At 46.7% G+C, this 24,393-nt stretch carries 19 protein-coding genes; all 19 read left to right on the top strand.

Annotated features, from left to right (window positions below; genetic code table 11):
- Nucleotides 1-72 precede the first annotated feature (72 nt).
- Nucleotides 73-1,701, top strand: a complete 1,629-nt coding sequence (bshC, locus tag AC58VC_RS10630; RefSeq protein ID WP_497368732.1) for a bacillithiol biosynthesis cysteine-adding enzyme BshC — start codon at nt 73-75, stop codon at nt 1,699-1,701.
- A gap of 12 nt (nt 1,702-1,713) precedes the next feature.
- Complete coding sequence (locus AC58VC_RS10625; RefSeq protein ID WP_497368731.1) at nt 1,714-2,976, top strand: adenosylhomocysteinase; 1,263 nt, start codon at nt 1,714-1,716, stop codon at nt 2,974-2,976.
- Between the two features lie 135 nt (nt 2,977-3,111).
- Entirely contained in the window at nt 3,112-4,209 is a 1,098-nt protein-coding gene (locus AC58VC_RS10620; protein WP_497368730.1) for a DUF4349 domain-containing protein, read from the top strand.
- Between the two features lie 124 nt (nt 4,210-4,333).
- The gene (gene mraZ, locus AC58VC_RS10615; protein ID WP_145656939.1) at nt 4,334-4,771 is read left to right on the top strand and encodes a division/cell wall cluster transcriptional repressor MraZ; all 438 of its coding nucleotides are present in this window, start codon (nt 4,334-4,336) and stop codon (nt 4,769-4,771) included.
- Nucleotides 4,772-4,876: 105 nt separating this feature from the next.
- Nucleotides 4,877-5,827, top strand: a complete 951-nt coding sequence (rsmH, locus tag AC58VC_RS10610; protein WP_497368729.1) for a 16S rRNA (cytosine(1402)-N(4))-methyltransferase RsmH — start codon at nt 4,877-4,879, stop codon at nt 5,825-5,827.
- 20 nt (nt 5,828-5,847) lie between these two features.
- On the top strand, nt 5,848-6,288 hold the full coding sequence (ftsL2, locus tag AC58VC_RS10605; RefSeq protein WP_497368728.1) for a cell division protein FtsL: 441 nt from the start codon (nt 5,848-5,850) through the stop codon (nt 6,286-6,288).
- Between the two features lie 15 nt (nt 6,289-6,303).
- Nucleotides 6,304-8,511: a penicillin-binding transpeptidase domain-containing protein gene (locus tag AC58VC_RS10600; RefSeq protein WP_497368727.1), complete on the top strand. Its 2,208-nt coding sequence runs from the start codon at nt 6,304-6,306 to the stop codon at nt 8,509-8,511.
- A gap of 94 nt (nt 8,512-8,605) precedes the next feature.
- The gene (locus AC58VC_RS10595; RefSeq protein WP_497368726.1) at nt 8,606-10,534 is read left to right on the top strand and encodes a stage V sporulation protein D; all 1,929 of its coding nucleotides are present in this window, start codon (nt 8,606-8,608) and stop codon (nt 10,532-10,534) included.
- A 111-nt stretch (nt 10,535-10,645) separates the two neighbouring features.
- On the top strand, nt 10,646-12,133 hold the full coding sequence (locus AC58VC_RS10590) for a UDP-N-acetylmuramoyl-L-alanyl-D-glutamate--2,6-diaminopimelate ligase (protein WP_497368725.1): 1,488 nt from the start codon (nt 10,646-10,648) through the stop codon (nt 12,131-12,133).
- Complete coding sequence (locus tag AC58VC_RS10585) at nt 12,130-13,512, top strand: UDP-N-acetylmuramoyl-tripeptide--D-alanyl-D-alanine ligase (protein ID WP_497368724.1); 1,383 nt, start codon at nt 12,130-12,132, stop codon at nt 13,510-13,512. Before AC58VC_RS10590 ends, AC58VC_RS10585 begins: the two co-directional genes overlap by 4 nt.
- Nucleotides 13,513-13,583: 71 nt before the next feature.
- A complete protein-coding gene (gene mraY / locus AC58VC_RS10580) occupies nt 13,584-14,519 on the top strand; it encodes a phospho-N-acetylmuramoyl-pentapeptide-transferase (protein WP_161406453.1) in 936 nt (311 codons plus the stop codon).
- 3 nt (nt 14,520-14,522) lie between these two features.
- The gene (gene murD / locus AC58VC_RS10575) at nt 14,523-15,917 is read left to right on the top strand and encodes a UDP-N-acetylmuramoyl-L-alanine--D-glutamate ligase (RefSeq protein WP_497368723.1); all 1,395 of its coding nucleotides are present in this window, start codon (nt 14,523-14,525) and stop codon (nt 15,915-15,917) included.
- Nucleotides 15,918-16,018: 101 nt separating this feature from the next.
- Nucleotides 16,019-17,116: a stage V sporulation protein E gene (gene spoVE, locus AC58VC_RS10570; protein WP_497368722.1), complete on the top strand. Its 1,098-nt coding sequence runs from the start codon at nt 16,019-16,021 to the stop codon at nt 17,114-17,116.
- A 7-nt stretch (nt 17,117-17,123) separates the two neighbouring features.
- Nucleotides 17,124-18,194 (top strand): undecaprenyldiphospho-muramoylpentapeptide beta-N-acetylglucosaminyltransferase, encoded by a 1,071-nt coding sequence (murG, locus tag AC58VC_RS10565; RefSeq protein WP_497368721.1) that lies wholly within the window; start codon nt 17,124-17,126, stop codon nt 18,192-18,194.
- 199 nt (nt 18,195-18,393) lie between these two features.
- Complete coding sequence (gene murB / locus AC58VC_RS10560; protein ID WP_497368720.1) at nt 18,394-19,299, top strand: UDP-N-acetylmuramate dehydrogenase; 906 nt, start codon at nt 18,394-18,396, stop codon at nt 19,297-19,299.
- 15 nt (nt 19,300-19,314) lie between these two features.
- The gene (gene murA / locus AC58VC_RS10555) at nt 19,315-20,583 is read left to right on the top strand and encodes a UDP-N-acetylglucosamine 1-carboxyvinyltransferase (RefSeq protein WP_497368719.1); all 1,269 of its coding nucleotides are present in this window, start codon (nt 19,315-19,317) and stop codon (nt 20,581-20,583) included.
- A gap of 128 nt (nt 20,584-20,711) precedes the next feature.
- Entirely contained in the window at nt 20,712-21,602 is an 891-nt protein-coding gene (locus tag AC58VC_RS10550; protein ID WP_497368718.1) for a cell division protein FtsQ/DivIB, read from the top strand.
- Nucleotides 21,603-21,903: 301 nt separating this feature from the next.
- The gene (gene ftsA / locus AC58VC_RS10545) at nt 21,904-23,151 is read left to right on the top strand and encodes a cell division protein FtsA (protein ID WP_497368717.1); all 1,248 of its coding nucleotides are present in this window, start codon (nt 21,904-21,906) and stop codon (nt 23,149-23,151) included.
- Between the two features lie 30 nt (nt 23,152-23,181).
- Nucleotides 23,182-24,318 (top strand): cell division protein FtsZ, encoded by a 1,137-nt coding sequence (gene ftsZ, locus AC58VC_RS10540; RefSeq protein ID WP_497368716.1) that lies wholly within the window; start codon nt 23,182-23,184, stop codon nt 24,316-24,318.
- Nucleotides 24,319-24,393 lie beyond the last annotated feature (75 nt).

Here is a 24,393-nt window from a genome sequence, read left to right as displayed (position 1 = left end):
CATGCCTACCGTGTACAATCAAAGATAGTTGTTTTATTTGGTATGAAGAGGGGACACTAGTCGCATATGCAAATGGAAACTTTTCATTGGAAAAAGAGTCAGAAGCTAGCTGAGGATTATATTCATCAGTCAGTAGAAGCTGCACCATTATTTCCATATCATTTTGGAAATCAAGAAGATTGGCAATCTCGCGTTAAGTGGCTAGACGAAGGTCATTCCGCACGGAAGGCTGATCGCGGACGCTTGGTGGAAGTGCTGAAATCATATAACGAGAGAATTGGCAATACCGGGGCTGCCTTGGATCAGATTACCGCGCTCGCTAACCAAGAGGCACTTGCCATAGTTGGAGGACAGCAAGCAGGGCTGTTCGGCGGATCGCTGCTCGTTTTGTACAAAGCCATCACGATTATTCAGCTTGCTCGTGAATGGAGCTCCAAATTAAATCGTCCGGTCGTTCCTATTTTCTGGATCGCTGGCGAAGACCATGATTTCGACGAAGTAAATCATATGTACGTCCTGTCGAACGCGCAGCAGGTTGACAAAATGAAGGTGGACCACCCAACAGGGCAACGCACGTCTGTCAGCAAGCTCCCGCTTGAGCCTGAAGCGTGGAAGGACGCCTTGGCGGCACTCAGTCAATCCTTAATGGACACAGAGTTCAAAGCTTCCCTGATGGCGAAATTAGAAAGCACTACGGAAGGCGGCGCAACATTATCCGATGCTTTTGCACGTTGGATGGCTGTCTTGTTTGGTGAATACGGTCTTGTTCTGATTGATTCGGATGAGCCCGCTCTTCGTGCAATAGAAACTGAGATGTTTGAACAGCTTGTTTTGCAGAATGAAGCTCTCGCAGCATCGTTAATGAAGAGTCAAGATGACGTGCAGGGAGCAGGATACAGCAGTCAAGCGGAAGTAGCGAATGATGGGGCTAATCTTTTTGTTTACGCAGGGGGACACCGTTTGCTCCTGCATCGTGAAGGTGAGTATTTTACCGATAAGAAAAAGGAATACCGCTTCACCAAAGAGCAATTGCATGATCTGGCCGTAACGAGCCCTGAGCAGTTAAGCAATAATGTCATGTCTAGACCGCTTATGCAGGAGTTTTTGTTCCCTGTACTGGCCAGCGTGTTAGGTGCTGGTGAAATTGCCTATTGGGCGCTCACGAAGCAGGCATTTGAACAGTTTGGTATGAAAATGCCGATCGTCGTGCCGCGTTTGGAGTTTACCTTGATTGAAGGCACCGTTCAGAAGCAAATGCACAAGTATGATTTCAGCTTTGAGGATGTTCTGTATCGTTTTGAGCAAAAGAAGCAGAATTGGCTGGATGGGCAAGATACACTGCGGCTAGGTGAGCAATTTGATAAGGTGAAAACTGAGTTTGAGACCAGCTACGCGCCTCTTGTTGAATCACTGGCAGTCATTAATCCAGGCATTAAAAAGCTCGGAGATACGAACCTGGCGAAAATTATAGAACAGATAGAATTCCTGCAAAATAAAGCTTCGGATGCTTACAAAACACAGTTTGATGCGACGTTAAGACAATTAGAGCGCATTCGACTAACCATAATACCGTTAGCAAAGCCGCAAGAAAGAGTGTATAATGGGTGTGTTTATATGAATCGATATGGGAATGATTGGCTGCGCGCGCTTGTCGAGACGCCGATCTCCGTGGATGGTTTGCACCGTGTTTATTATTTGTAGGAGGAAATATACATGACAACTGTTGAAAAAAGTATTGTTGCCGATATGACGCTGGCACCTGAAGGCCATTTGAAAATTGACTGGGTTCAGGCGCATATGCCTGTTTTGAACCGTATCCGTGAGCAATTTGAAAAAGAACAGCCTTTTAAAGGACTAAAAGTAACCATCTCCTTGCATTTGGAAGCCAAAACAGCTTACTTAGCTAAAGTGGTAAAAGCGGGTGGAGCGGAAGTTACCATCACAGGTAGCAATCCGCTGTCTACACAAGATGACGTATGTGCTGCGCTTGTAGAAGACGGTATTACGGTATTTGCGAAATACAACCCTAGCCCGGAAGAGTACAAGGAATTGTTGATTAAAGCGCTGGAAACTAAGCCTGATCTGATCATTGACGATGGTGGGGACTTGGTATCCATTCTTCACTCCGAGCGTAAAGATCTTGCTGCACAAGTTCGCGGCGGTGCTGAGGAAACAACAACCGGTATCCTTCGTTTGAAAGCGATGGAAAAAGAAGGAAAGCTAGAATTCCCGATGGTTGCTGTTAACGATGCTTTCTGCAAATACTTGTTCGACAACCGCTACGGTACAGGTCAATCCGTTTGGGATGGCATTAACCGTACAACGAATTTGGTTGTTGCGGGTAAAACAGTTGTTGTTGTCGGCTACGGCTGGTGCGGTAAAGGTGTTGCGATGCGGGCTAAAGGTTTAGGCGCAAATGTTATCGTGACTGAGATTGACGCTATCAAAGGCGTTGAAGCTTACATGGACGGTTTTGCGGTAATGCCGATGGTTGAAGCAGCGAAACTGGGTGATTTCTTCGTGACAGTAACAGGTAACCGGGATGTTATCCGCGGCGAACATTATAAAGTCATGAAGGATGGCGCTATTCTTTCGAATGCAGGCCACTTCGACGTAGAAGTCAACAAACCTGAACTTGAAGCACAATCTGTTTCTAAACGTACAGTTCGTCGTAACATTGAAGAATATCAACTGACGGATGGCCGTAAAATCTATGTGCTGGCTGAAGGTCGTCTTGTGAACTTGGCAGCAGGTGACGGACATCCAGCTGAAATCATGGATATGACGTTTGCGCTGCAGGCGATGTCTCTGAAATATGTGAATGACGAGTATAATAATTTAGGAAAAACAGTTGTCAATGTGCCATACGTATTGGATGAGCAAGTAGCAAGATTCAAATTGGAATCGCTTGGCACAAGCATTGATTCCTTAAGTGATGAGCAAAAGCTGTACCTTGACAGCTGGGCAGAGCATTAAAAATAAGAAAGCCTTTCGGACTGCTTTAGGGTGGTCTGAGAGGTTTTTTTTATTTGTAAAGAGGATGCAACAATTTGAGTGCGCTATCCGTTTATAGGGTGTATAACCTATATTTGGTAGCGAGGGGATGGCAAGATGGGGGTCCAAAAGTGGAGGCAAAAGGTTTCAGTGCTGCTTGCTGTATGTATGTTGCTTGGCTGTCTTTTGGCAGGATGCAGCCAATCATCCAAAGATGAAGCAACAACGTCTTCAGAGCAAAAAATGAGTTCCAGCAGTGGGGCGGCGTCAAAGATGGACGCGCCGCAAGCCGAAATTCAAAATGCTGCGGCTCCCGCCACTCAGGCACAGGCTGCGAGTGACCTCAAAGGGAAAGAAGCAGACTCTGTGACGGCTCAAACGCAGCCGGGTAGCAAAGATGCTGCGATGACTATCATGCCAGCGATTGGCAGCGATGAGGCAGCGGGTTTTAATCGTAAGCTAATTTACCGTGCAAATTTGGTTATGCCGGTAGATGATTATGGGAAGGCTCAGACGGCGCTTAGAGACCTTGTGACATTGAGCGGAGCTTACATCCTGCAGTTTTCGGAGAACGCCAATACAGGCGAGAGAGGCGGCACGTATACCATCAAAGTGGCCGCCAGTGGCTTTGTTTCTTTGTTGGATGGCTTAGAGAAGATCAGCCCGTCCTTACAAAGGAATGTTCAGGGGCAGGATGTAACCGAAGAATACGTTGATCTCAGTTCACGCTTGAAAGCCAAACAGCTGGTTGAAACGAGATTGCTCGGATTTATGGAGAAAGCTTCGAAGACGGATGATTTGCTGGCATTCTCGAATGAGCTCTCGAAGGTGCAAGAAGCGATCGAACAGATCAAAGGTCGAATGAGGTATTTGGATCAAAATGTAGCTTACTCCACGATTGAAATCCGGATGTATCAACAAACGGATAAGAAGCCGCTTCTTTCGGATCCAAGTAAACTTAGCCTGAACGAACGCATCCAAAAAGCGTGGAACTCTAGCCTGAATGTACTAGTCGCCGTACTGCAAGGTATCCTTGTTTTCCTGGCAGCTGCATTCCCGATCATCGTAATTGTGCTGTTAATCGGTACACCGATTTGGGTATACAGGCGCAAAAGAAACAAGCAATTAGAAGTGATGCGAAATCAGCTCAAAGAACAAAATGCTTCTTTGAACTCACTTGAAGATGAGAAACAAGGAACAAAAGACGCAGAATAGACCTATAAATGAAAATTTTTTCACAAATCCTGCTCAAGAAGCAGGATTTGTTGCGTTATTGGCGAATTAACATTAAAAAGTGGTGAAAAGTGGTACGAAGTGGAGGGAAAGGGGGCGCCATGCTATGTTCATGGGGGAATATCAACATAGCATAGACGAAAAGGGCCGTATGATCATCCCGGCCAAGTTTCGTGAAGCCCTTGGCGAATCCTTCGTTATCACTCGCGGTCTAGATCAGTGTTTGTTCGTGTACCCACGCTCCGAATGGGCTGTGCTCGAGCAAAAGCTGAAGGCATTGCCGCTGATGAAATCTGATGCTCGTGCATTTACTCGCTTTTTCTTCTCCGGTGCAACGGAGTGCGACCTTGATAAACAAGGCCGGGCCAATATTCCAGGCAATCTCGTCGATCATGCCAAGCTTGAAAAAGATTGCGTCGTAATCGGTGTTTCTAACCGAGTAGAGATTTGGAGTAAGCAAATTTGGGAAAGCTATGCCAATGAATCGGAACAGTCGTTCAATGAAATAGCTGAGAAACTCGTCGACTTTAATTTTGATTTATAGATGTTTTAAAGACTATGCTTACGAAGAAAGCTTTGCTAAAGCAAAGCCAAGACTACGCTTACGAAGACAGTTTTGCCAAGGCAAAACTTTTAGGAGGACACCAAGATGTTTCATCATGTGACGGTACTAAAAGAAGAATCAGTTGAAGGTTTACATATAAAGCCTGATGGCGTATACGTGGATTGCACGATGGGAGGCGCAGGGCATAGTTCCCTGATAGCTTCTAAATTAGGTCCTAATGGGTTACTGATAGCCCTTGATCAAGACGATGTTGCTCTAGCTAATGCTCAAACAGTACTCTCTCCATACTTAGATCGTGTGAAAGTCGTGAAAAGCAACTTCAGAGATTTGGAGCAAGTGCTTATGGATGAGCCGAGAGCACTACGTGATGGGAAACCGCAAGTTGATGGGATTCTCTTCGATCTTGGCGTATCTTCCCCGCAGTTGGATGATGGAGAGAGAGGCTTCTCTTATCACCAAGATGCAGAGCTTGATATGAGAATGGATCGTGCAACGGAATTAACCGCCAAAACGATCGTTAATGAATGGGCTCCTGAGCGAATTGCGAAAATTTTGTTTGAATACGGGGAAGAGAAGTTTTCACGTCGTATTGCAGGTGTCATTGCTGAAGCTCGCACCAAGGGACCTATTGAAACCACTGGTGAACTTGTTGAGCTGATTAAGGAAGGAATTCCGGCAGCTGCGAGAAGAACAGGCGGCCACCCTGCTAAGAGAAGCTTTCAAGCGCTGCGTATAGCTGTTAACGATGAGTTAGGCGCTTTTGAAGAGGCTTTGGAGCAATCTGTAAGATGTTTGGCTCCAGAAGGCAGAGTAGCGGTTATTACGTTCCATTCGTTGGAGGATCGCATCTGCAAGCAGTTTTTTGTTAAAAATGTGGAGAAATGTACGTGTCCGCCGGCGTTTCCGATGTGTGTTTGCGATAAAGCCGGTGATCTTAAATTAGTAACACGTAAACCGATTATTCCAAGTGAGCATGAACTTGAGGTGAACCAAAGAGCAAGATCAGCCAAATTACGCATTGCAGAAAAGCTTTGACACAAAAGGAGGAAGTTGATATGCCATCTTACATCCAGGGGAATTTAGCTCTTGACCAGAAACGAACTGTTCCAGCAGCTAAGGTTAAGATTAAGGAGACAACGAAGGTTGTTTATCGTAATAAATCTCTACCGACCCAAGAAAAAATGTTGTATCTGTTCACGGTTCTCCTCTGTGTCCTTGTCGCAGGAGTGATCATTTGGCGGTACGCGTCCATCTATCAAATGAATGCAAGCATATTGAAAATGCAAGGGGAAATTCGCGAGATTCAAGCTCAGAACAGCGCTTTGAAACAGGAAGTAGAGAAGCTGCAAAGCCCTGATCGTATGAAAGAGGAAGCCGTTCGCCTCGGGTTTAATTTAGATGATGACAAGAAAGTAAGCTTAGTGACTCCGGCCAAACCGAAGACAAGCACAAGCACAAGCAGCAGTAAAAATACTAAAGCTGTTTCTAAACCGTAACGGGTAGGTATCGATATGACAAAAAAAATTAAGCTGCGTTCTTTACTCATTGGAGGGTTCTTCACCCTTCTTTTTGTTGTCCTTATTGCTAAAGTCTATTGGATTCAAGTCGTAGATGCCTCTTGGTTGCTAGAACAAGCCGAACAAAAGTGGGAGACAGACAAAATTATTGCGCCTGTTCGGGGAACCATCCTGGATCGGAATGATAAGGTGCTTGCTGAAGAAGGAACTGCCTACACGGTTACACTTAATCCCAAAATGATTGATAGCCTGCATGCATCGGATGATATTGCCAGAGGTTTGGCCGATATTTTGAAAGAGTCTGATATAACCAAGGCGACGCTTGAAAATAAGATCCGGGAGCTTGCCACGAGAAAGAAACCGGATGGCAGTGATTTCGCAGTCAATGTCGAAATTCGCAACGAAGGTTGGAAAATTGACAAGGAAAAAGCGGATCAAGTTCGTGATTTCATTACAACGATGCAAACACGTTTGAATAAAACGGCGAAAGCGAACATCGGAATCGGTATTCTCGAAGAAAAGAAACGGTATTATCCAGGCGAAACGCTAGCTTCACATATTCTTGGATATACGAACAAAGAAGGTAAAGCTGCACTTGGTTTAGAACTGAAGTTAGATGATACGCTTAAGGGTGTTCCAGGCAATTTAAGCTATGAAAAAGACGGCAAAGGCGTGGAATTGCCGGATGCAAAAGTTGATTTTAAACCGGCGGAAGACGGCAATAATGTGCGCCTCACTATTGATAAGAACATTCAATTCTACTTGGAGAGCGCGCTGGCCAAAGTAAATGATCAGTGGCATCCCAAAAGCTTAACGGCTATTGCGGTCGATCCACAAACGATGGAAATATTGGGTATGGCGAATACACCAACTTTTAATCCGAATAAGTACTGGACGATTGACGATCAAAGTGATTTTAAAAATAATGCCGTTGCTTCCCGTTATGAGCCGGGCTCGACATTCAAAATTGTCACTTTAGCCGGTACGGTAGAAGAGGGGTTATTCAATCCCAATGAGATGTACCAATCAGGTATGATTCGCGTGCAGGATAGAGAGCTCCATGACCACAACCGTGTTGGTTGGGGCAAAATTTCTTATCTCGATGGACTTAAGCGTTCTAGTAACGTAGCTTTCGTGAAACTAGGTATAGAGAAACTTACGCAACCTAAACTGCAAAGTTATATTGAGAAATTCGGATTTGATAAAAAAACGAATATCGATATGCCGAATGAAGTATCGGGCCTCATCGATATGAAATATCCTTCTGAATTTGCAACAGCCACGTATGGGCAAGGGAAAGTCGTCGTTACGGCGATTCAACAAACTGCCGCCTATGCGGCTATGGCGAACGGCGGCAAGCTAATGTGGCCGCATATTGTGAAAGACATCGTAGACCCCAAAACAGGGAAAACGATTCAATCCTTTGCACCGCAAGTCGTGCGTCAAGTCGTAAGTGAGAAGACAGCTGCTACGGTTAGCGGCTACTTGGAGCAAGTCGTTTCCGACCAAGATATTGGAACAGGTAAGTTGGCCTTCATGGAAGGTTATCGCGTAGCCGGCAAAACAGGTACAGCGAACTTGGTACTTCCTGGAGAAAAGACGTATTCGACCAATCAGTGGGTGATCTCTTTTATAGGTTATGCACCCGTTGAAAATCCCAAAATCCTCGTCACTTTGATCGCAGATCAGCCAGAACTTGGCGGTAATTACCATTTGGGCGGACAAGTTCTAGCACCAGCCTTTAAAGATATTGTTGGTGAATCTCTGCAATATATGGGAGTTAAGTCGAGCAAACAAACGCAAATGGTTGCCAAAGAAGCGAACAAGCTAAAAGTGCCTAATTTCATGGATATGACATCTGCAAATGCAAAAGCAGCGGCGAAGGAGAGCAGTTTATCTTTGGAGGTTTTCGGTAAGGGAGACAAAGTTGTCGATCAATTCCCCAAACCGGGAACTGAAATTTTATCAACGCAACGAATATATGTGGCTATGCAAAACGTTAGTGAAATGCCCCTCCCTAGCTTAGTAGGTCGATCTTTGCGCGATGCTGTAGAAGCCTGTTCATTCTTTAAAGTGGACTGCCAAACTTCAGGTGAAGGTTATGTCTCGGAACAAACGAGTGCAGGAGAGGGTGAAGGGCGCAGTGCAACGCTGCAGCTTAAACCATTAAGCGATAAATCAGCAGTGGCAAGTACAAAGTAGCCTGAAAGCGATAGGCTTGTTCTAACCCCTGTTTGTCCCGAATAGTCATGTTAGGAATGAGACTGACTTATTTGGGAAGGGAGATTGAACGTTCATGCGTGCTTCTAACGTTACTGTTCGCCGCAGATTGTTTACTGCGCTCATCATTGGCACGATCATTTTCACTGCTCTTATTCTCCGCTTGGCCTACGTCCAGCTATGGATTGGACAAGACTTGGCGAATAAAGCGGAGGATAGCTGGAGGAGACAGATTGAGTTTGCGCCGAAAAGAGGAGAAATTCAGGATCGCAATGGGATCACTTTGACTTATAGTATGAGCACGCCTACGATCGTAGCGATACCTGTACAAATTCAAGATCCTCAAAGTACGGCGGCTAAACTGGCGGAAGTGCTTCAAGGAAATGCGGATGATATCTATAAGCAAATTACGAAAAAAACTTCCCAAGTCGACATCAAGCCATCCGGACGTAAAATAACGATTGAGAAAGCGCAGGAAGTCCGCAATCTGCACCTTCCTGGGGTTGTAGTCGCTGAGGATAATAAACGATATTATCCTTTCAGCAGCTTGGCGGCACACATCCTGGGCTTTGCTGGCATAGATAAAGGTCTTACAGGGATAGAAGCGAAATACGATAAGGAATTGACGGGCATCCCCGGCAACATTTCTTACATGACGGATGCAGCAGGCAGGCCTCTAGCAGGGACAACGGATAAGTATACGAGTCCGAAAGATGGGCTCAACGTAAAGCTGACCATCGATAGTCATTTGCAGTCTGTGATGGAAAGAGAATTGGATCAAGCGATGGTACAGTATCAAGCGCAAAATGTCGTCGCGATTATGATGGACCCGAATAACGGTGAAATATTGGCCATGGGCAGCAGACCGACCTATGAGCCAGGCAATTATAAAAATTTCCCGGCAGAGACGTACAATCGGAACTTGCCGATCTGGAAAACGTACGAGCCGGGTTCGACATTTAAAATCATTACGCTTGCTGCGGCTTTGGAAGAAAAGAAAGTGGATCTAAAGAACGAACCTTTCTATGATCCTGGTTTTATCGAGGTTGGAGGAGCAAGGCTGCGCTGTTGGAAACGAGGCGGTCATGGCAGTGAAACAATGCTTCAGGTCGTTCAAAACTCTTGTAACCCTGGCTTTGTTGTTATGGGGCAGCGTCTCGGCAAAGAAAAGCTGTTTGACTATATTTCCAAATTTGGCTTTGGGAAAAAGACAGGCATTGATCTCGGCGGTGAAGAGAATGGGATTATGTTCAAACCTTCTCAGGTTGGGCCTGTGGAACTTGCGACAACCGCGTTCGGTCAAGGGGTTTCCGTAACGCCGATTCAACAAATTACAGCTGTATCTGCGGCGATTAACGGTGGTAAACTGTTTAAACCTTATGTGGCCAAATCCTTCTCAAACCCGGACACGGGAGAAGTCGTTGATGTCACTGAACCAGAGCTTGTGCGCAATGTGATATCCGAGGGAACCTCGAAACAAGTGCGAGAAGCGCTCGAAAGCGTAGTCGCGCTAGGTACAGGGCGCAATGCCTTTATCGACGGCTATCGGGTCGGAGGCAAAACAGGGACCGCTCAGAAGGTTATCAACGGTCGCTACTCACCCGATGAGCATATTGTGTCCTTCATCGGATTTGCACCGGCGGATAACCCCAAAATTGTTATTTATGCGGCTGTGGATGACCCCAAAGGGATTCAATTCGGCGGCTTGATCGCAGCGCCTTTAGTTAAGAACATGATGGCTGACGCTTTGCGCTATATGAAGGTAGAGCCGAATAAGCAGCAGCTCGATAAAGAGTACCGATATGGGGAAACGCCAGTAGTTGAGGTGCCGGACTTGGTTGGAGCGTCAGTTGATGATATATTAGAAGATCTGAACATGAATTTTAAGCTGGCGAAGTCCGGCAATGGCAAATATGTGATCAGTCAAGCGCCGAAAGCAGGCACACGGGTGGATCAAGGTTCTACGATTCGAATTTTTCTATCGAACAATGAGCCGCCCCAATAGGGATTTACCCTTCCATTCAAAAAAAGATTTGCAAGTAAGACATGTTTAGCTTTTCCACATGCATAAAATTGTCCATAATAGATAGGAAAAATGTTAAGGAGAGGGTTGCTCATGAAACTGCAGGAGCTTGCTTCCGCACTGCTCATTACCCACATACATGGAAATGCGGATACGGAGATTACGGGGATTGAAGCAGACTCTCGTAAAATAAAACCAGGCGATTTGTTTTTGTGCATCCCTGGACTAACGGTTGACGGCCATGATTACGCCCCAAAAGCCATTGCGCTTGGGGCTTCTGCGCTTGTTACCGAAAGAGTGCTGGATTTGCCAGTTCCACAATTGGTGGTGAAAGATGCCAGATATGCGATGGCTGCACTGTCTGCTCATTTCTACGGATATCCGAGTAAAGAGTTGAAGTTAATCGGAATTACAGGGACCAATGGGAAAACGACTTCAACCTATTTGCTAGAAAAAATATTGCGCGATCAGGGCTTTAAGACGGGCCTAATGGGCACGATTCAAATGAAAATCGGTGAAACGTACTTTGAGATGGAGCGGACAACACAAGAATCCGTTGACCTTCAGCGCAGTTTCCGCAGCATGTGCGAGGTAGGGACGGATTATTGCATCATGGAGGTTTCGAGCCATGCTTTAGAACTTGGCCGTGTGAAGGGGATTCACTTCCACTCAGGCATTTTCACGAACCTGTCCCAGGATCATTTGGATTACCATAAAACCATGGAAGCTTATGCAGCGGCCAAAGGACTTTTGTTCTCCAGATTGGGCAATGGCTTTTCAGGCAATTCCAAGGATCGTCAATATGCGATCCTGAATGCGGATGACGCCGCATCGGCAACGTTCGAAAGACTTACTTCGGCTCAGGTAATTACATATGGGATTGAGCAGCCCTGTGATGTTCTGGCGACTGACATTCGCATTACGGCAAAGGGCACAGGCTTCAAATTAGTCTCTTTTGCTGGAGAAACGTTCTTCCAAATGAAATTGGTTGGCAAATTTAATGTATACAACGCACTTGGTTCAATCGCCGCCGCATTGGCGGAAGGTATTCCTCTTGAGGCAATTCGGGAGAGCTTAGAAAGTATTGCTGTCGTTGATGGACGGATGGAAGTTGTCGATGAGGGCCAGGATTATTTGGTTCTAGTTGACTATGCCCATACGCCGGATGGTCTTGAGAACGCACTGTCTACGGTTCGTGAATTTGCTGAGGGTAAAGTCATTACTGTATTTGGTTGTGGAGGAGATCGTGACAGGACGAAGCGACCTATGATGGGGAAGGTTACGGCAACCTATAGTGATTATTTGTATGTGACCTCTGATAATCCTCGTACGGAGAGCCCGGAGGCAATTCTTCAAGACATTGTTCCCGGTCTGGTAGAGGTCAATTATTCCGAAAATAAATATGAATTGATTCCAGATCGCAAAAAAGCGATACAAAAGGCTATTGATGGGGCAGGCCCCAAAGATGTAATATTGATAGCGGGAAAAGGCCACGAAACGTATCAGGATATCATGGGGGTCAAGCATGATTTCGATGACCGTTTGGTGGCTAAGGCTGCGATAAAGGGGAGAATACGATGATCCAGCGTACATTAGAACAAGTTGCACAAATGTTGGGGAGTGAGGTTCGAGGGACAGAAGAGGCCTTGAGCATTGCAGGCGTCTCAACCGATACCCGCTCAATTCCGGCAGGCAGTCTATTCGTCCCGCTGATTGGTGAAAAGTTTGACGGGCATGCTTACGCAGAGGAAGCTTATCATAAAGGGGCAGCGGCTGTTTTATGGCAGGAGGATCGTGGTGAAGCACCTGATGGTGTTCCCTATGTCCCCGTGGCAGATACGCTGACTGCTTTGCAGCAATTAGCCAAGGCTTATAGGAAGCAATTACCTGTACGCATCATAGGCATAACGGGCAGCAACGGCAAAACAACGACCAAAGATTTGGTCGCAGCGGTTTTGGGTAGTACGTATAAGGTGCATAAAACCAAAGGGAATTTAAATAATCATATCGGACTGCCTGTTACGCTGCTACAGCTCGAAGAGACGACGGAATTTGCCGTTGTGGAAATGGGGATGAGCGGCCGAGGCGAGATCGAGCTGCTAAGCGATTTGGCCGAGCCGGATGCCTCGATCATCACGATGATTGGCGAGTCCCACATGCTTCAGCTGGGGTCAAGGGAAGAAATTGCCCGGGCAAAAGTCGAGATTGTAAGCGGCATGCCAAGCGGCAGCCTGCTTGTGTACAACGGTGACGAGCCATTAATTGAGATGGCCCTCGCGGAACGCAGCTTGCCGGAGGGGCTTCGCCGCCTCCGCTTCGGACACAGCGAGGATAATGCGAAACACCCGACTGCGATCCGCATGGATGCAGACGGCGCTTACTTTCAGCTCAATTCACCGGGTTATCCGGAATTGTACATTCCTTTGCTCGGCACGCATAACGTCATCAACGCGTTAGCGGCCGTCGCGATCGGCGAAGCCTTCGGCGTTCAGCCGGAAGCCATTGCAGCGGGGCTCCGCTCGCTGGAGATGACAAGCATGCGCATCGAGAAACTGACGGCAGCCTCAGGGCTGACCGTGCTGAACGATGCGTACAATGCCAGCCCGGCCTCCATGCGGGCGGCTATTACACTGACCGAGCAGCTCAGCGGCTTCGGTCGGAAGTTCCTCGTGCTCGGCGACATGCTGGAGCTTGGCGAGCACGAAGAGCAGTTCCATCGCGAAATTGGCGCGATGGTATCTCCGGAACGTGTAGACTACGTCTTCACGTTCGGCCGTTTGGGCCGCTTCATCGCAGAGGAAGCGGCGGTGCGCCTTCCGAAGGATCGCGTGCGTGCCTTCGAGGACAAAGATTTGCTCGCGAGCGAACTGGTAGCTATAGCACAGCCGGAGGATATTGTGCTTGTGAAGGGCTCGCGCGGCATGCGTCTTGAGCAAGTAGTGAATGCTTTACTATTATGAAACAGTAGATCGTTTTCGGATAACGGAAGCGAGCAGGGGGAACCAACGTGGAAAACGCAATTTTATTAACGATGGGCGTCGCATTTGTGCTTGCGCTTATTATGGGGCCGCTTTGTATTCCGATTTTGCGGCGTATGAAATTTGGCCAACAAATCCGTGAGGATGGCCCACAGGGACACTTGAAAAAACAAGGGACACCAACCATGGGCGGCATTATCATTCTGATTGCCCTGGCTTTGGCAAGCCTTCGTTTTGCTGATAAGAATACAGATCTTCTAATCTTGCTAATTGCCTCACTGGGCTACGGCCTCGTTGGTTTTCTAGACGATTACATCAAAATTATTTTCAAACGCTCGCTTGGACTTACAGCGAAACAAAAGCTGTTCGGGCAGCTGCTGATCTCGGCTATTGTTTGCTACCTGCTTGTGAGGGAAGGACATAGCACGGACTTATATATCCCTTTTGTGGAGTTCCATTTCAATCCTGGTTGGTTGTATTTCCCTCTGATGGCGATTCTCATGCTGGGCGCATCTAACGCGGTGAATTTTACCGATGGGCTGGATGGTTTGCTTGCAGGTACAAGTGCAATTGCTTTTGGCGCGTATACGGTGATTGCGATGAACAACACGCAACCGGAGGCAGCGATTTTCTCAGCGGCAATGGTTGGTGCGGTGCTTGGTTTTCTCGTCTTCAATGCCCATCCGGCGAAAGTGTTTATGGGAGATACAGGCTCGCTTGGCATCGGTGGCGGCTTAGTCGCTGTTGCGATTCTTACCAAAGCGGAGCTGCTGCTGGCGGTCGTCGGCGGAGTGTTCCTGGTTGAGATTTTATCTGTCGTTATTCAAGTCGTTTCTTTCAAGACGAGAGGTAAGCGTGTTTTCAAAATGAGTCCGATCCATCATCACTTTGAATTAGTCGGATGGTCGGAATGGCGTGTCGTTATCACATTCTGGGTTGTAGGTCTTGTACTTGCTGCACTCGGATTATATATGAATGAGGTGTTGTAGAACATGATGCATCCGCGGGAATATCGTGGACTTGAAGTGGTTGTTTTGGGCTTGGCTCGCAGCGGTGTCGCTGCGGCTAAGCTTTTTCATCAAAAAGGAGCCCTGGTCACCGTCAATGACAAAAAAGAACGGAGCGCATGCCCTGAAGCCGACGAATTGGAGGCTCTGGGTATTTCTGTTGTATGCGGGTTTCATCCGGAGTCCCTGGTGCATGAGGGCGTTGCGCTCGTTGTAAAAAACCCTGGCATACCGTATTCAGTAGACCCGATCCGCAAAGCATTGGAGCTTGGTATCGAAGTCGTTACAGAAGTTGAGGTTGCCTATCAGTTCTGTGAAGCGCCGATTATCGGGATTACAGGATCAAATGGCAAGACAACAACGACGACATTGATTGGATTAATGCTGGATTCAGCAGGTTTGTCGCCTGTAGTGGCGGGAAATATCGGGCGTGCTCTTACAGAAGCAGCGCCAGAAGTTACGGCTGATAATTGGATGGTTGTAGAGCTTAGCTCTTTTCAACTGAAAGGAACGACCTCGTTCCGTCCGAAAATTGGGCTGTTATTAAATTTGTATGAAACTCATCTGGACTACCATGGTTCGATGGATGACTATATTGACTCCAAAGCGAAGTTGTTTGAAAATCAAACAGAGGAAGATACGGCTATCTTAAATTGGGATGATCCGGTATGCCAATCGCTTATTCCTACGCTAAAAGCGAAGCTTTTTCCATTCTCTAGGTTAGAAACATTGTCTTACGGTGTTTATCATGATGAGCCGTCAGATAGTCTGGTCTATGCGAATGGTCAAGGTGAAATTATTTCGTTAATGTCAGCACGTGACATAGGGATCCCAGGCAGCTTTAACATCGAGAACGCTTTGGCGGCAGCCGCAGCAGCCCTCACAGTTGGCGTTCAGCCTCACATCATCGCAGATGTGCTTAGAAACTTCAAAGGCGTAGAACACCGCCTGGAGCTCGTAAGAGAGCTGAATGGTGTCACTTTCTTCAATAACTCCAAAGCAACGAACGCTACGGCAACGATTAAATCGATTGAAGTATTCGACCAGAAGATTGTTCTAATTGCGGGAGGCTTGGATCGAGGCTCAGATTACATGGAGCTGCTGCCTATCTTCCGTGAGCGTATTAAGGGGATTGTCGCAATAGGACAAACAAAAGAGAAAATTGCTCATATTGCTGAGCTGGCAGGGATTAGCCGCATTCAAACCGTCGATACTGCTAAGGATGCAGCGGATGCAGTTTCGCAAGCCGTTCAGCTTGCTTGGCAGATGTGTGAAGCGGGAGATATCGTCCTGCTTTCACCAGCTTGTGCAAGTTGGGATATGTTCCCCTCCTTTGAGGACAGGGGACGCATGTTTAGGGAGTCCGTGCATAACCTTTAAATAGGGCTTATCCACATGTGTTTGCTGGCAGGTGACGGTTGTCTCCTGCTCGGCTATTCATCCTATGGATGTGGCCCAGAACACATAAAGAGGTGTCTGTTATGGGTAAATCACGGTCTGCTCCTGATATTTGGATTATTATTCCAACCTTGCTGCTTTTGACAATTGGCATTATTATGGTTTACAGTGCGAGCAGTGTACTTGCCTTTCGGGAATTCGGTGATTCCCTGTATTACCTGAAAAGACAGTTGATTTTTGCTGTTTTAGGGATTGTTGCGATGTTTTTTACCATGAATGTAGATTATCTCGTTTGGAAAAAGGTCGCACGAATTACACTATTCGTTTGTTTCTTCATGCTTATTATTGTGCTAATTCCCGGTATCGGGGTTGTGCGCGGCGGAGCTAGAAGCTGGTTGGGGATTGGCGCCTTCGGTATACAGCCGTCGGAGTTTATGAAGATGGGGATGATTCTGTACTTATCCAAATTGTTGTCCGAGAATCAATCCAAAATCACCCAATTTACCAAAGGTTTGCTGCCCCCGCTAGGAATTATGGGGTTAGCCTTCGGTTTGATTATGCTGCAGCCTGATCTTGGAACCGGTGCTGTTCTGGTCGGAGCCTCTCTGCTTATCATTTTTATCTCAGGCGCAAAATTGCTTCATCTTTCATATCTAGGTATGATAGGGATTGCTGGTTTTATTGGACTCATCATTGCTGCTCCGTATCGGTTGAAACGGATTACTGCTTTTCTAGATCCTTGGCAGGATCCGCTTGGTGCAGGTTATCAATCTATTCAATCACTCTATGCGATTGGTCCAGGTGGCTTAGTAGGTTTAGGACTTGGGATGAGCCGTCAGAAGTACAGTTATTTACCTGAGCCGCAAACCGACTTTATTTTCTCCATCATCGCAGAAGAACTTGGTTTTATTGGCGGCACTTTGGTGCTTTTATTATTTACCATACTAGTATGGCGCGGAATGCGGGCAGCTATTACAGCGCCTGATACGTTTGCAAGTTTAATTGCGGTTGGCATTATCGGCATGATTGCTGTTCAGGTTATTATTAATATTGGTGTAGTGATTGGTATGTTTCCAGTTACTGGTATTACCTTACCGTTCATAAGTGCAGGTGGTTCGTCATTGACGCTTATGCTGACATCTGTCGGCATCCTGCTCAATATATCCCGTTATTCGAGGTGACAAGGGAATGAAAACAATTGTCTTTACCGGAGGAGGCTCCGCAGGACATGTTACGCCTAACATTGCTCTGATGCATAAGCTGAAAGAGTTAGGTTGGGAAATTAAATACATAGGCTCGGCAACAGGCATCGAGAAAGACATCATCGAGCGCGAAGGTGTTCCTTTTTATCCGATATCATCGGGGAAATTGCGTCGATATTTTGATCTGAAAAATTTCAAAGACCCTTTTAGAGTGATGAAAGGTGTGTATGAATCTTATAGATTGCTCCGTCGCCTGAAGCCCGCCATCGTCTTTTCGAAGGGCGGGTTCGTTTCCGTACCGGTCGTTTTGGGCAGCCGTATGAATAAGGTACCAGTCATTATCCATGAATCCGATATGACCCCAGGACTGGCTAACAAAATATCGATTCCTTTGGCAACGAAGGTCTGTGTAACCTTTCCAGAGTCTTTGCAGCACGTCAACAAAGAAAAAGCAGTTCTTACCGGTTTACCCATTCGCGAACATATACGGAGCGGGAAAGCCACCCAAGGCTACCAGCTTTGCGATTTTCATAAGCAGAAACCCGTTATTTTGATCATGGGAGGAAGTCTGGGCTCGCAGGTGATCAACCAAGCAGTCAGAGGAAACCTGCCTCGTTTGCTGGAGCAATTTCAAATTGTTCATTTGTGCGGGAAGGGCAACATTGCGACAGAGTTTGCTGGGACGCGCGGATATAAACAGTTCGAGTATTTGAATGAGGAACTTCCGGATGTATTAGCAATCACAGATCTTGTGATTTCCCGGGCAGGCGCTACATCTATCTATGAGTTTTTGGTGTTGGAAAAACCTATGCTGCTTATTCCGCTATCTTTGCAAGCGAGCCGTGGTGATCAGATTCTGAACGCAAAGTCGTTTCAGAAAGCCGGCTACGCGGATGTTATGCAGGAAGATGAACTTACCTCAGAATCGCTACAAACCCGCCTTGAGGCTCTTTACGCAAACAGAGAATCTTATAAGGCAGCTATGCAATCCCGTAACGACAGCGATGCTGTTGCTGCGATCGTTAAATTGATTGAATCCTATAGCTTATCGCGTTAGTTTTTCGAAAGCGAATAGGCGATTGTCACACTCTATCCGATTTTACATAAACTATACTATAACCGTGACAGACACCTAAGGCTTGATATGGCGCCAAAGTTTGAAGCCCGGCCATCTTCGACTTGGTCCGTATTATTGAAATTATGGAGCTTAAATGATTCGATAATTTCGCCCTATGTTCTGTGAAGGAGGTTTTCCCATGCAGCAGTTAATATCCGACTTAAAGGCAGCAAATATTGGCGAGATTCGAACGAATGAGCGACTAGCCCCTTATACGACTTGGAAAATCGGTGGTCCGGCCGATTGCCTTATCCTCCCAAACACGAAGGAGCAGGTTGCAGCAGTCATCCGTTTCCTGCATCAACGTGGAGTACCATGGACGATTATCGGTCGAGGTTCTAACTTACTTGTCAGTGACAAAGGAATTAGAGGGGTAGTTATCAAACTTGGCTCTGCGCTGGAAACTTTGCGCTTTGATGGTGCAACAGTTTATGCGGGCGGTTCCTATTCGTTCATTAAATTGTCTGTGCTAGCGGCCAAGGAAGGTTTAACCGGACTGGAGTTTGCTTCGGGCATTCCCGGTTCTGTGGGAGGCGCCGTCTACATGAATGCAGGGGCTCACGGGTCCGATGTGTCACGCATACTCAAGCAGGCTGAAGTCATCCTGGACACAGGGGAATTGGTCACGATGCAGGCAGAGGAGCTGCAATATGCCTATCGGCATTCTATACTGCACACTCTACCCGGCATAGTCACAGAAGCTGTCTTTGAATTACAGGTTGGAGAACGCAAAGAAATCGCGGGAGCCATGGCGGCTTACCGAGATCGGCGTCTTCGCACACAACCGCTTCAATTAGCTTGTGCTGGAAGTGTATTCCGCAACCCCGCTGGGGGATTCGCCGCAAAGCTCATCGAAGAGGCTGGCCTGAAAGGCAAACGTGTCGGTGGAGCAGAAATCTCCACGCTGCACGCCAATTTCATTGTGAACACCGGAGATGCTAAAGCCGAGGACGTTCTCACTCTCATCGCAGAAGTACAGCAGATCGTACAGAAACAGTACGGGATATCGCTAGTACCGGAAGTTTTGGTGATGGGTGAGAGGTAAATCGGAGGTGGAACTTTGGAGAAGCTCGTTATCGAAGGTGGAAGACCTCTCACGGGAGCCATCCAGATACACGGCGCTAAAAACGCCGCATTACCAATCTTAGCAGCATGCATCCTGGCTAGCGGCACTCATACTCTGCATAATGTTCCTAATTTGCTCGATATCGACACCATGCTGCGCATTCTACGTGCGCTAGGCTGCCGTGCCGAACAGCAAGGGGATACGGTATCCATTACAACATCCACAGCTAATTCCTCACATATTCCAGAAGAATTGATGGGGCAGATGCGTTCTTCCATCTTTCTAATGGGACCGCTGCTCGCTAGATTTGGCAGTGTCACCGTGTATCAACCCGGAGGCTGCGCAATCGGCGAACGCAAAATCGATTTGCACCTGAAAGGGCTGCAGGCTTTAGGAGCCAACATCGAAGAATTCGCAAACAAAATTGTTTGCACAGCCGAATCACTTCATGGCAGTGAAATCGTTCTTGATTTTCCGAGCGTCGGAGCTACGGAAAATATCATGATGGCTGCTGTGAAAGCGGAAGGCATCACAACGATTTATAATGCGGCCCGCGAACCGGAGATTCAGGATTTGCAGAACTTTCTGAACGCCATGGGCGCCGACATTATTGGAGCAGGAACAGATACCATCACCATTCGTGGTGTGGAAACTCTGTCACCATGCACCTATCGCATCATCCCTGACCGTATTGTGGCCGGAACCTTTATGGTGGCTGCTGCTGCAACGAAAGGGAGCATTACCTTAGAGAAGGTTAACCCTGCTCATTTAACCTCTGTGATCCATGTCCTTAAGCGCGCAGGTGTTCAAATCATCTCTGACGGTGATATAATACATGTAAGCTGTCCGACTAGACCGAAGGCCGTCGAACGTATCGTGACTTCGCCGCATCCATCCTTTCCAACCGACCTGCAATCACAGGTCATGGTGCTGCTATCATTAGCAGACGGGATGAGCGTAATGAAAGAAACGATTTTCGAAGGCAGATTCAAGCACGTAGATGAATTGTCCCGTATGGGGGCAGATATCCGTGTGGATATGAGTTCAGCCTTTATTCGAGGCGTTCCTAGGTTATATGGAGCGACAGTGGAGGCGACGGATTTGCGTGCTGGCGCAGCACTTGTTATCGCCGGTCTGGCTGCGCATGGTACAACGATCGTTGAGCAAATTCATCATATTGATAGAGGCTATGATAGAATTGAACATATGCTTTCAAGATTGGGTGCTTCCGTGCATCGACAATCTCCTGTTCCAAGTGAGTAAGCGAACAATTGAATGATTTCCGCGCATCCCTTCCTGGATACAGGCGGGGATTCACGGTTTCATTCGACTGGTTACATACAAGATTGTAAATTTTAACCTTCATTCGAAACTATTAGGTGGTGCCCATCTTGTCTGACGACCGCAATGTGCCCGCTCTGCCGCCCGTTCCAAAGCCACGAGCCCGTACCAATAGAAAACTGCTCATTTTCTTATTTATTTTTTTCATCATCATTTTAGTCATTTTGTTTTTTCAGTCTTCTCTAAGCCGTGTAAGTGTCATTGAAGTTGAAGGAAATGAGCTCATGACCTCAGAGGCTATTGGACAAGCCAGCCAAGTTGCCGTTGGGGACCGATTCTTTGCTTTCAGCTCCCAGTCGGTAACACAGCGTATTTCATCTCTACCCATGATTAAGACAGCTACGGTGAAGAAGCATTTTCCAGGTAAAGTTCACATTACCGTGCAGGAATATCCAAAAGTTGCTTTCCAGATTGGCGCAGATGGCAAAAAGCAAGCTGTGCTTGCTGATGGCGCTGTCGTCGAATTGCCTGCTGATAGCAGTGTTCCGCTGGATATGCCCATTTTGACAGGTTGGACAGACGGTGATCCGAATAAAGCAGCACTTTGTAAAGTGCTTGGTGAAATTCCAGAGAGTGCGCTTTCGGATATTTCTGAAATCAAACCGGACCCGTCGGAGCCGTATCCCGACAAAATCAAGCTGTACACGAGATCCCAATTTGAAGTGTACACGACGATAGCTTACTTACCTGAGAAAATTGACAATCTGCCTGCTTATATAGCAAGCTTACAAGAGGATCATATTACTAGCGGCATTATCAAAATGCTAGAAGTAGAATATCATGCTCCTTTCGAGCCTAATGAAGACTCGAAGAATGATACGAATAATACGACGGGGCCAAAGGCTGGAAGCAACGCAGCAGCAAGTCCAACGCCCGATCCTAACAAGGATGGGAGCAAGCAGTCGCCTAAGCCGACGCCAAAAGCGACCCCGAAACCGTAATCCCAGAAACAGCGCGTCCTTCCTGATAAAAAAACGCTTTAATGGACTACTCAACCATGAAAATTAATGTTAAAATTAGTTTTATGGTTAAATAGAATTCTATTAGCCATTTGAAGCGTACAAGCAATTACTAGACTTGATTTATCCTATTCTATTGAAAATTAACTGTTTAAAAAAACGACTTTGTTTCCGTTAAAAAAAATGTTGAAAAAAGAGGGAATATGGCGGTTGTGTGGAATACGTATTTATGTAATTGTAATGTAAACACAATATTATCCAAGTTATAGGAGGTGCCAGGGGCTTGAGCAACAATGATATCATTGTTAGTTTAGACATCGGTACATCCAAGGTTCGTGCTATTATTGGGGAAGTTGTTAATGGAACCATTAATATAATAGGTGTGGGATCTGCCGAGTCAGAGGGTATTCGTAAAGGCGCAATCGTTGATATTGATCAAACGGTTAACTCCATTCGGAGCGCTGTTGATCATGCTGAACGTATGGTCGGCGTACAAATTTCCGAGGTTTACGTAGGAATTTCAGGAAACCATATTGCTCTTCAATCGAGTCACGGTGTTGTCGCTGTTTCCAATGAAGACCGAGAGATCGGGGAAGAGGATATTGATCGTGTTATTCAAGCGGCAAGAGTCATCGCATTACCTCCCGAGCGTGAAATTATTGGAGTCGTACCGAAGCAATACTTAGTTGATGGACAAGAAGGCATTAACGATCCTCGCGGCATGATCGGCGTTCGCTTAGAAGTGGAAGCGACAATTATCACAGGCGCGAAGACGGGGATACATAATCTAATCCGTGTTGTGGAAAAGTCCGAACTTAAAGTTGCAGGCCTCATCTTGATGTCGCTTGCATCTGGACAGTTAGCTCTTTCCAAGGATGAGAAATCAGTTGGAACAGTTCTGGTTGATGTTGGTGCAGGTGCAGCGACGATTGCTGTGTTTGAACAAGGGAATCTGACAGCCACATCAACGATTCAAATCGGCGGTGAGTATATCAGTAATGATATCTCGATTGGCCTTCGTACTCAGCTTGAAATCGCAGAGAAAATAAAGCTGAAATACGGTTGCGCATCGGTAGAAGACTCAGCCCCCGATCAAATGTTTAAGGTAACACGAATGGGAAGCAACGTGGAAAAAGAGTTTTCGCAGATTGATCTCGCGAATATTATTGAACCCCGTGTTGAAGAAATTTTCCAAATGATACGTGCAGAAGTGCACCGTCTGGGATATGGCGATCTAGCCGGTGGGTATGTGCTCACGGGCGGAACCGTTTGTATGCCAGGTGTACTCGCTATTGCACAATCTGAACTCGCTACGTCTGTTCGTATTGCCGTTCCTGATTTCATCGGAGTGCGTGATCCTTCTTACACAAGTGGTGTTGGTATCATACAATTCGTTTCCAAGTACATGAAAAACCGGAATTCCGGTTTTTCCAAAAAAGTGGCATCAAAACCGGTAACAAAAAAATCCTCCGAGAGCACAAAACCTGGTATTTTGGAACGTGTAAAAAGTTTTTTCAGTGAATTTATTTAGTGAACGCAACGTTAGGGGGATATGACTCGCATGTTTGAATTTGATATGGATATGGAACAGTTGGCTCAAATAAAAGTCATCGGTGTTGGTGGCGGCGGTAGTAATGCAGTAAATCGAATGATCGAGAACGGCGTTAAGGGTGTTGAGTTTATCACCGTAAATACAGATGCTCAAGCTTTACATCTCTCCAAATCGGTGCATAAATTACAAATCGGGGATAAGCTGACGCGCGGTCTTGGCGCAGGCGCAAACCCGGATGTCGGGAAGAAAGCGGCAGAAGAGTCAAGGGAGATGATTCTGAACACGCTTCGCGGCGCAGATATGGTATTCGTTACTGCAGGAATGGGTGGCGGTACTGGAACTGGAGCTGCACCTGTTATTGCTGAAATCGCAAAAGAAGTGGGCGCATTAACAGTTGGTGTTGTTACTCGTCCGTTTACATTTGAAGGTCGCAAACGTTCTTTACAAGCAGAGCAAGGGATTGCTGCATTGAAAGAGAAAGTTGACACGCTTATTATTATTCCTAATGACCGTCTCTTGGAAATCGTAGACAAAAAGACGCCTATGCTCGAAGCTTTCCGCGAAGCGGATAACGTACTTCGTCAAGGCGTTCAAGGGATCTCCGATTTGATCGCGGTTCCTGGTTTGATTAACTTGGACTTCGCCGATGTGAAGACAATCATGACAGAACGCGGCTCCGCCCTGATGGGAATCGGAGTGGCAACAGGTGAAAATCGCGCGGCGGAAGCAGCGAAGAAGGCGATTTCCTCGCCACTACTGGAGACGTCGATCGAAGGAGCTCGTGGGGTTCTGATGAACATCACAGGCGGTGTGAACCTCAGCTTGTACGAAGTCAATGAAGCGGCGGATATCGTGGCATCAGCTTCCGATATTGAAGTGAACATGATTTTCGGTGCCGTTATCGATGACAAGCTCAAAGACGAAATTTTGGTAACGGTAATTGCTACTGGTTTCGAACATAGAGTTTCACCGCTGTCTCAACCAGTGAAACGTCCCGTAACTGGGCAACAAGAACAACCACAATCCTCGTCATCCGTTTCTTCTGACCGCTTGAACAACCTCAAACCATTTGGCTCACAGCCATCAAACGATCAATTAGATATTCCGACGTTCCTGCGCAATCGCGGGCGGAATAACGACAAATAATTACACGAAACTTGTAAAGAGACCGAAGTCCTACGTCATGTAGGGGCTTCGGTTTTTTGTTATTTGGAGGGCTTT

It is taken from the genome of Paenibacillus sp. J22R67 (assembly GCF_059692175.1).
This window is presented reverse-complemented; position numbering and strand designations above follow the sequence as displayed.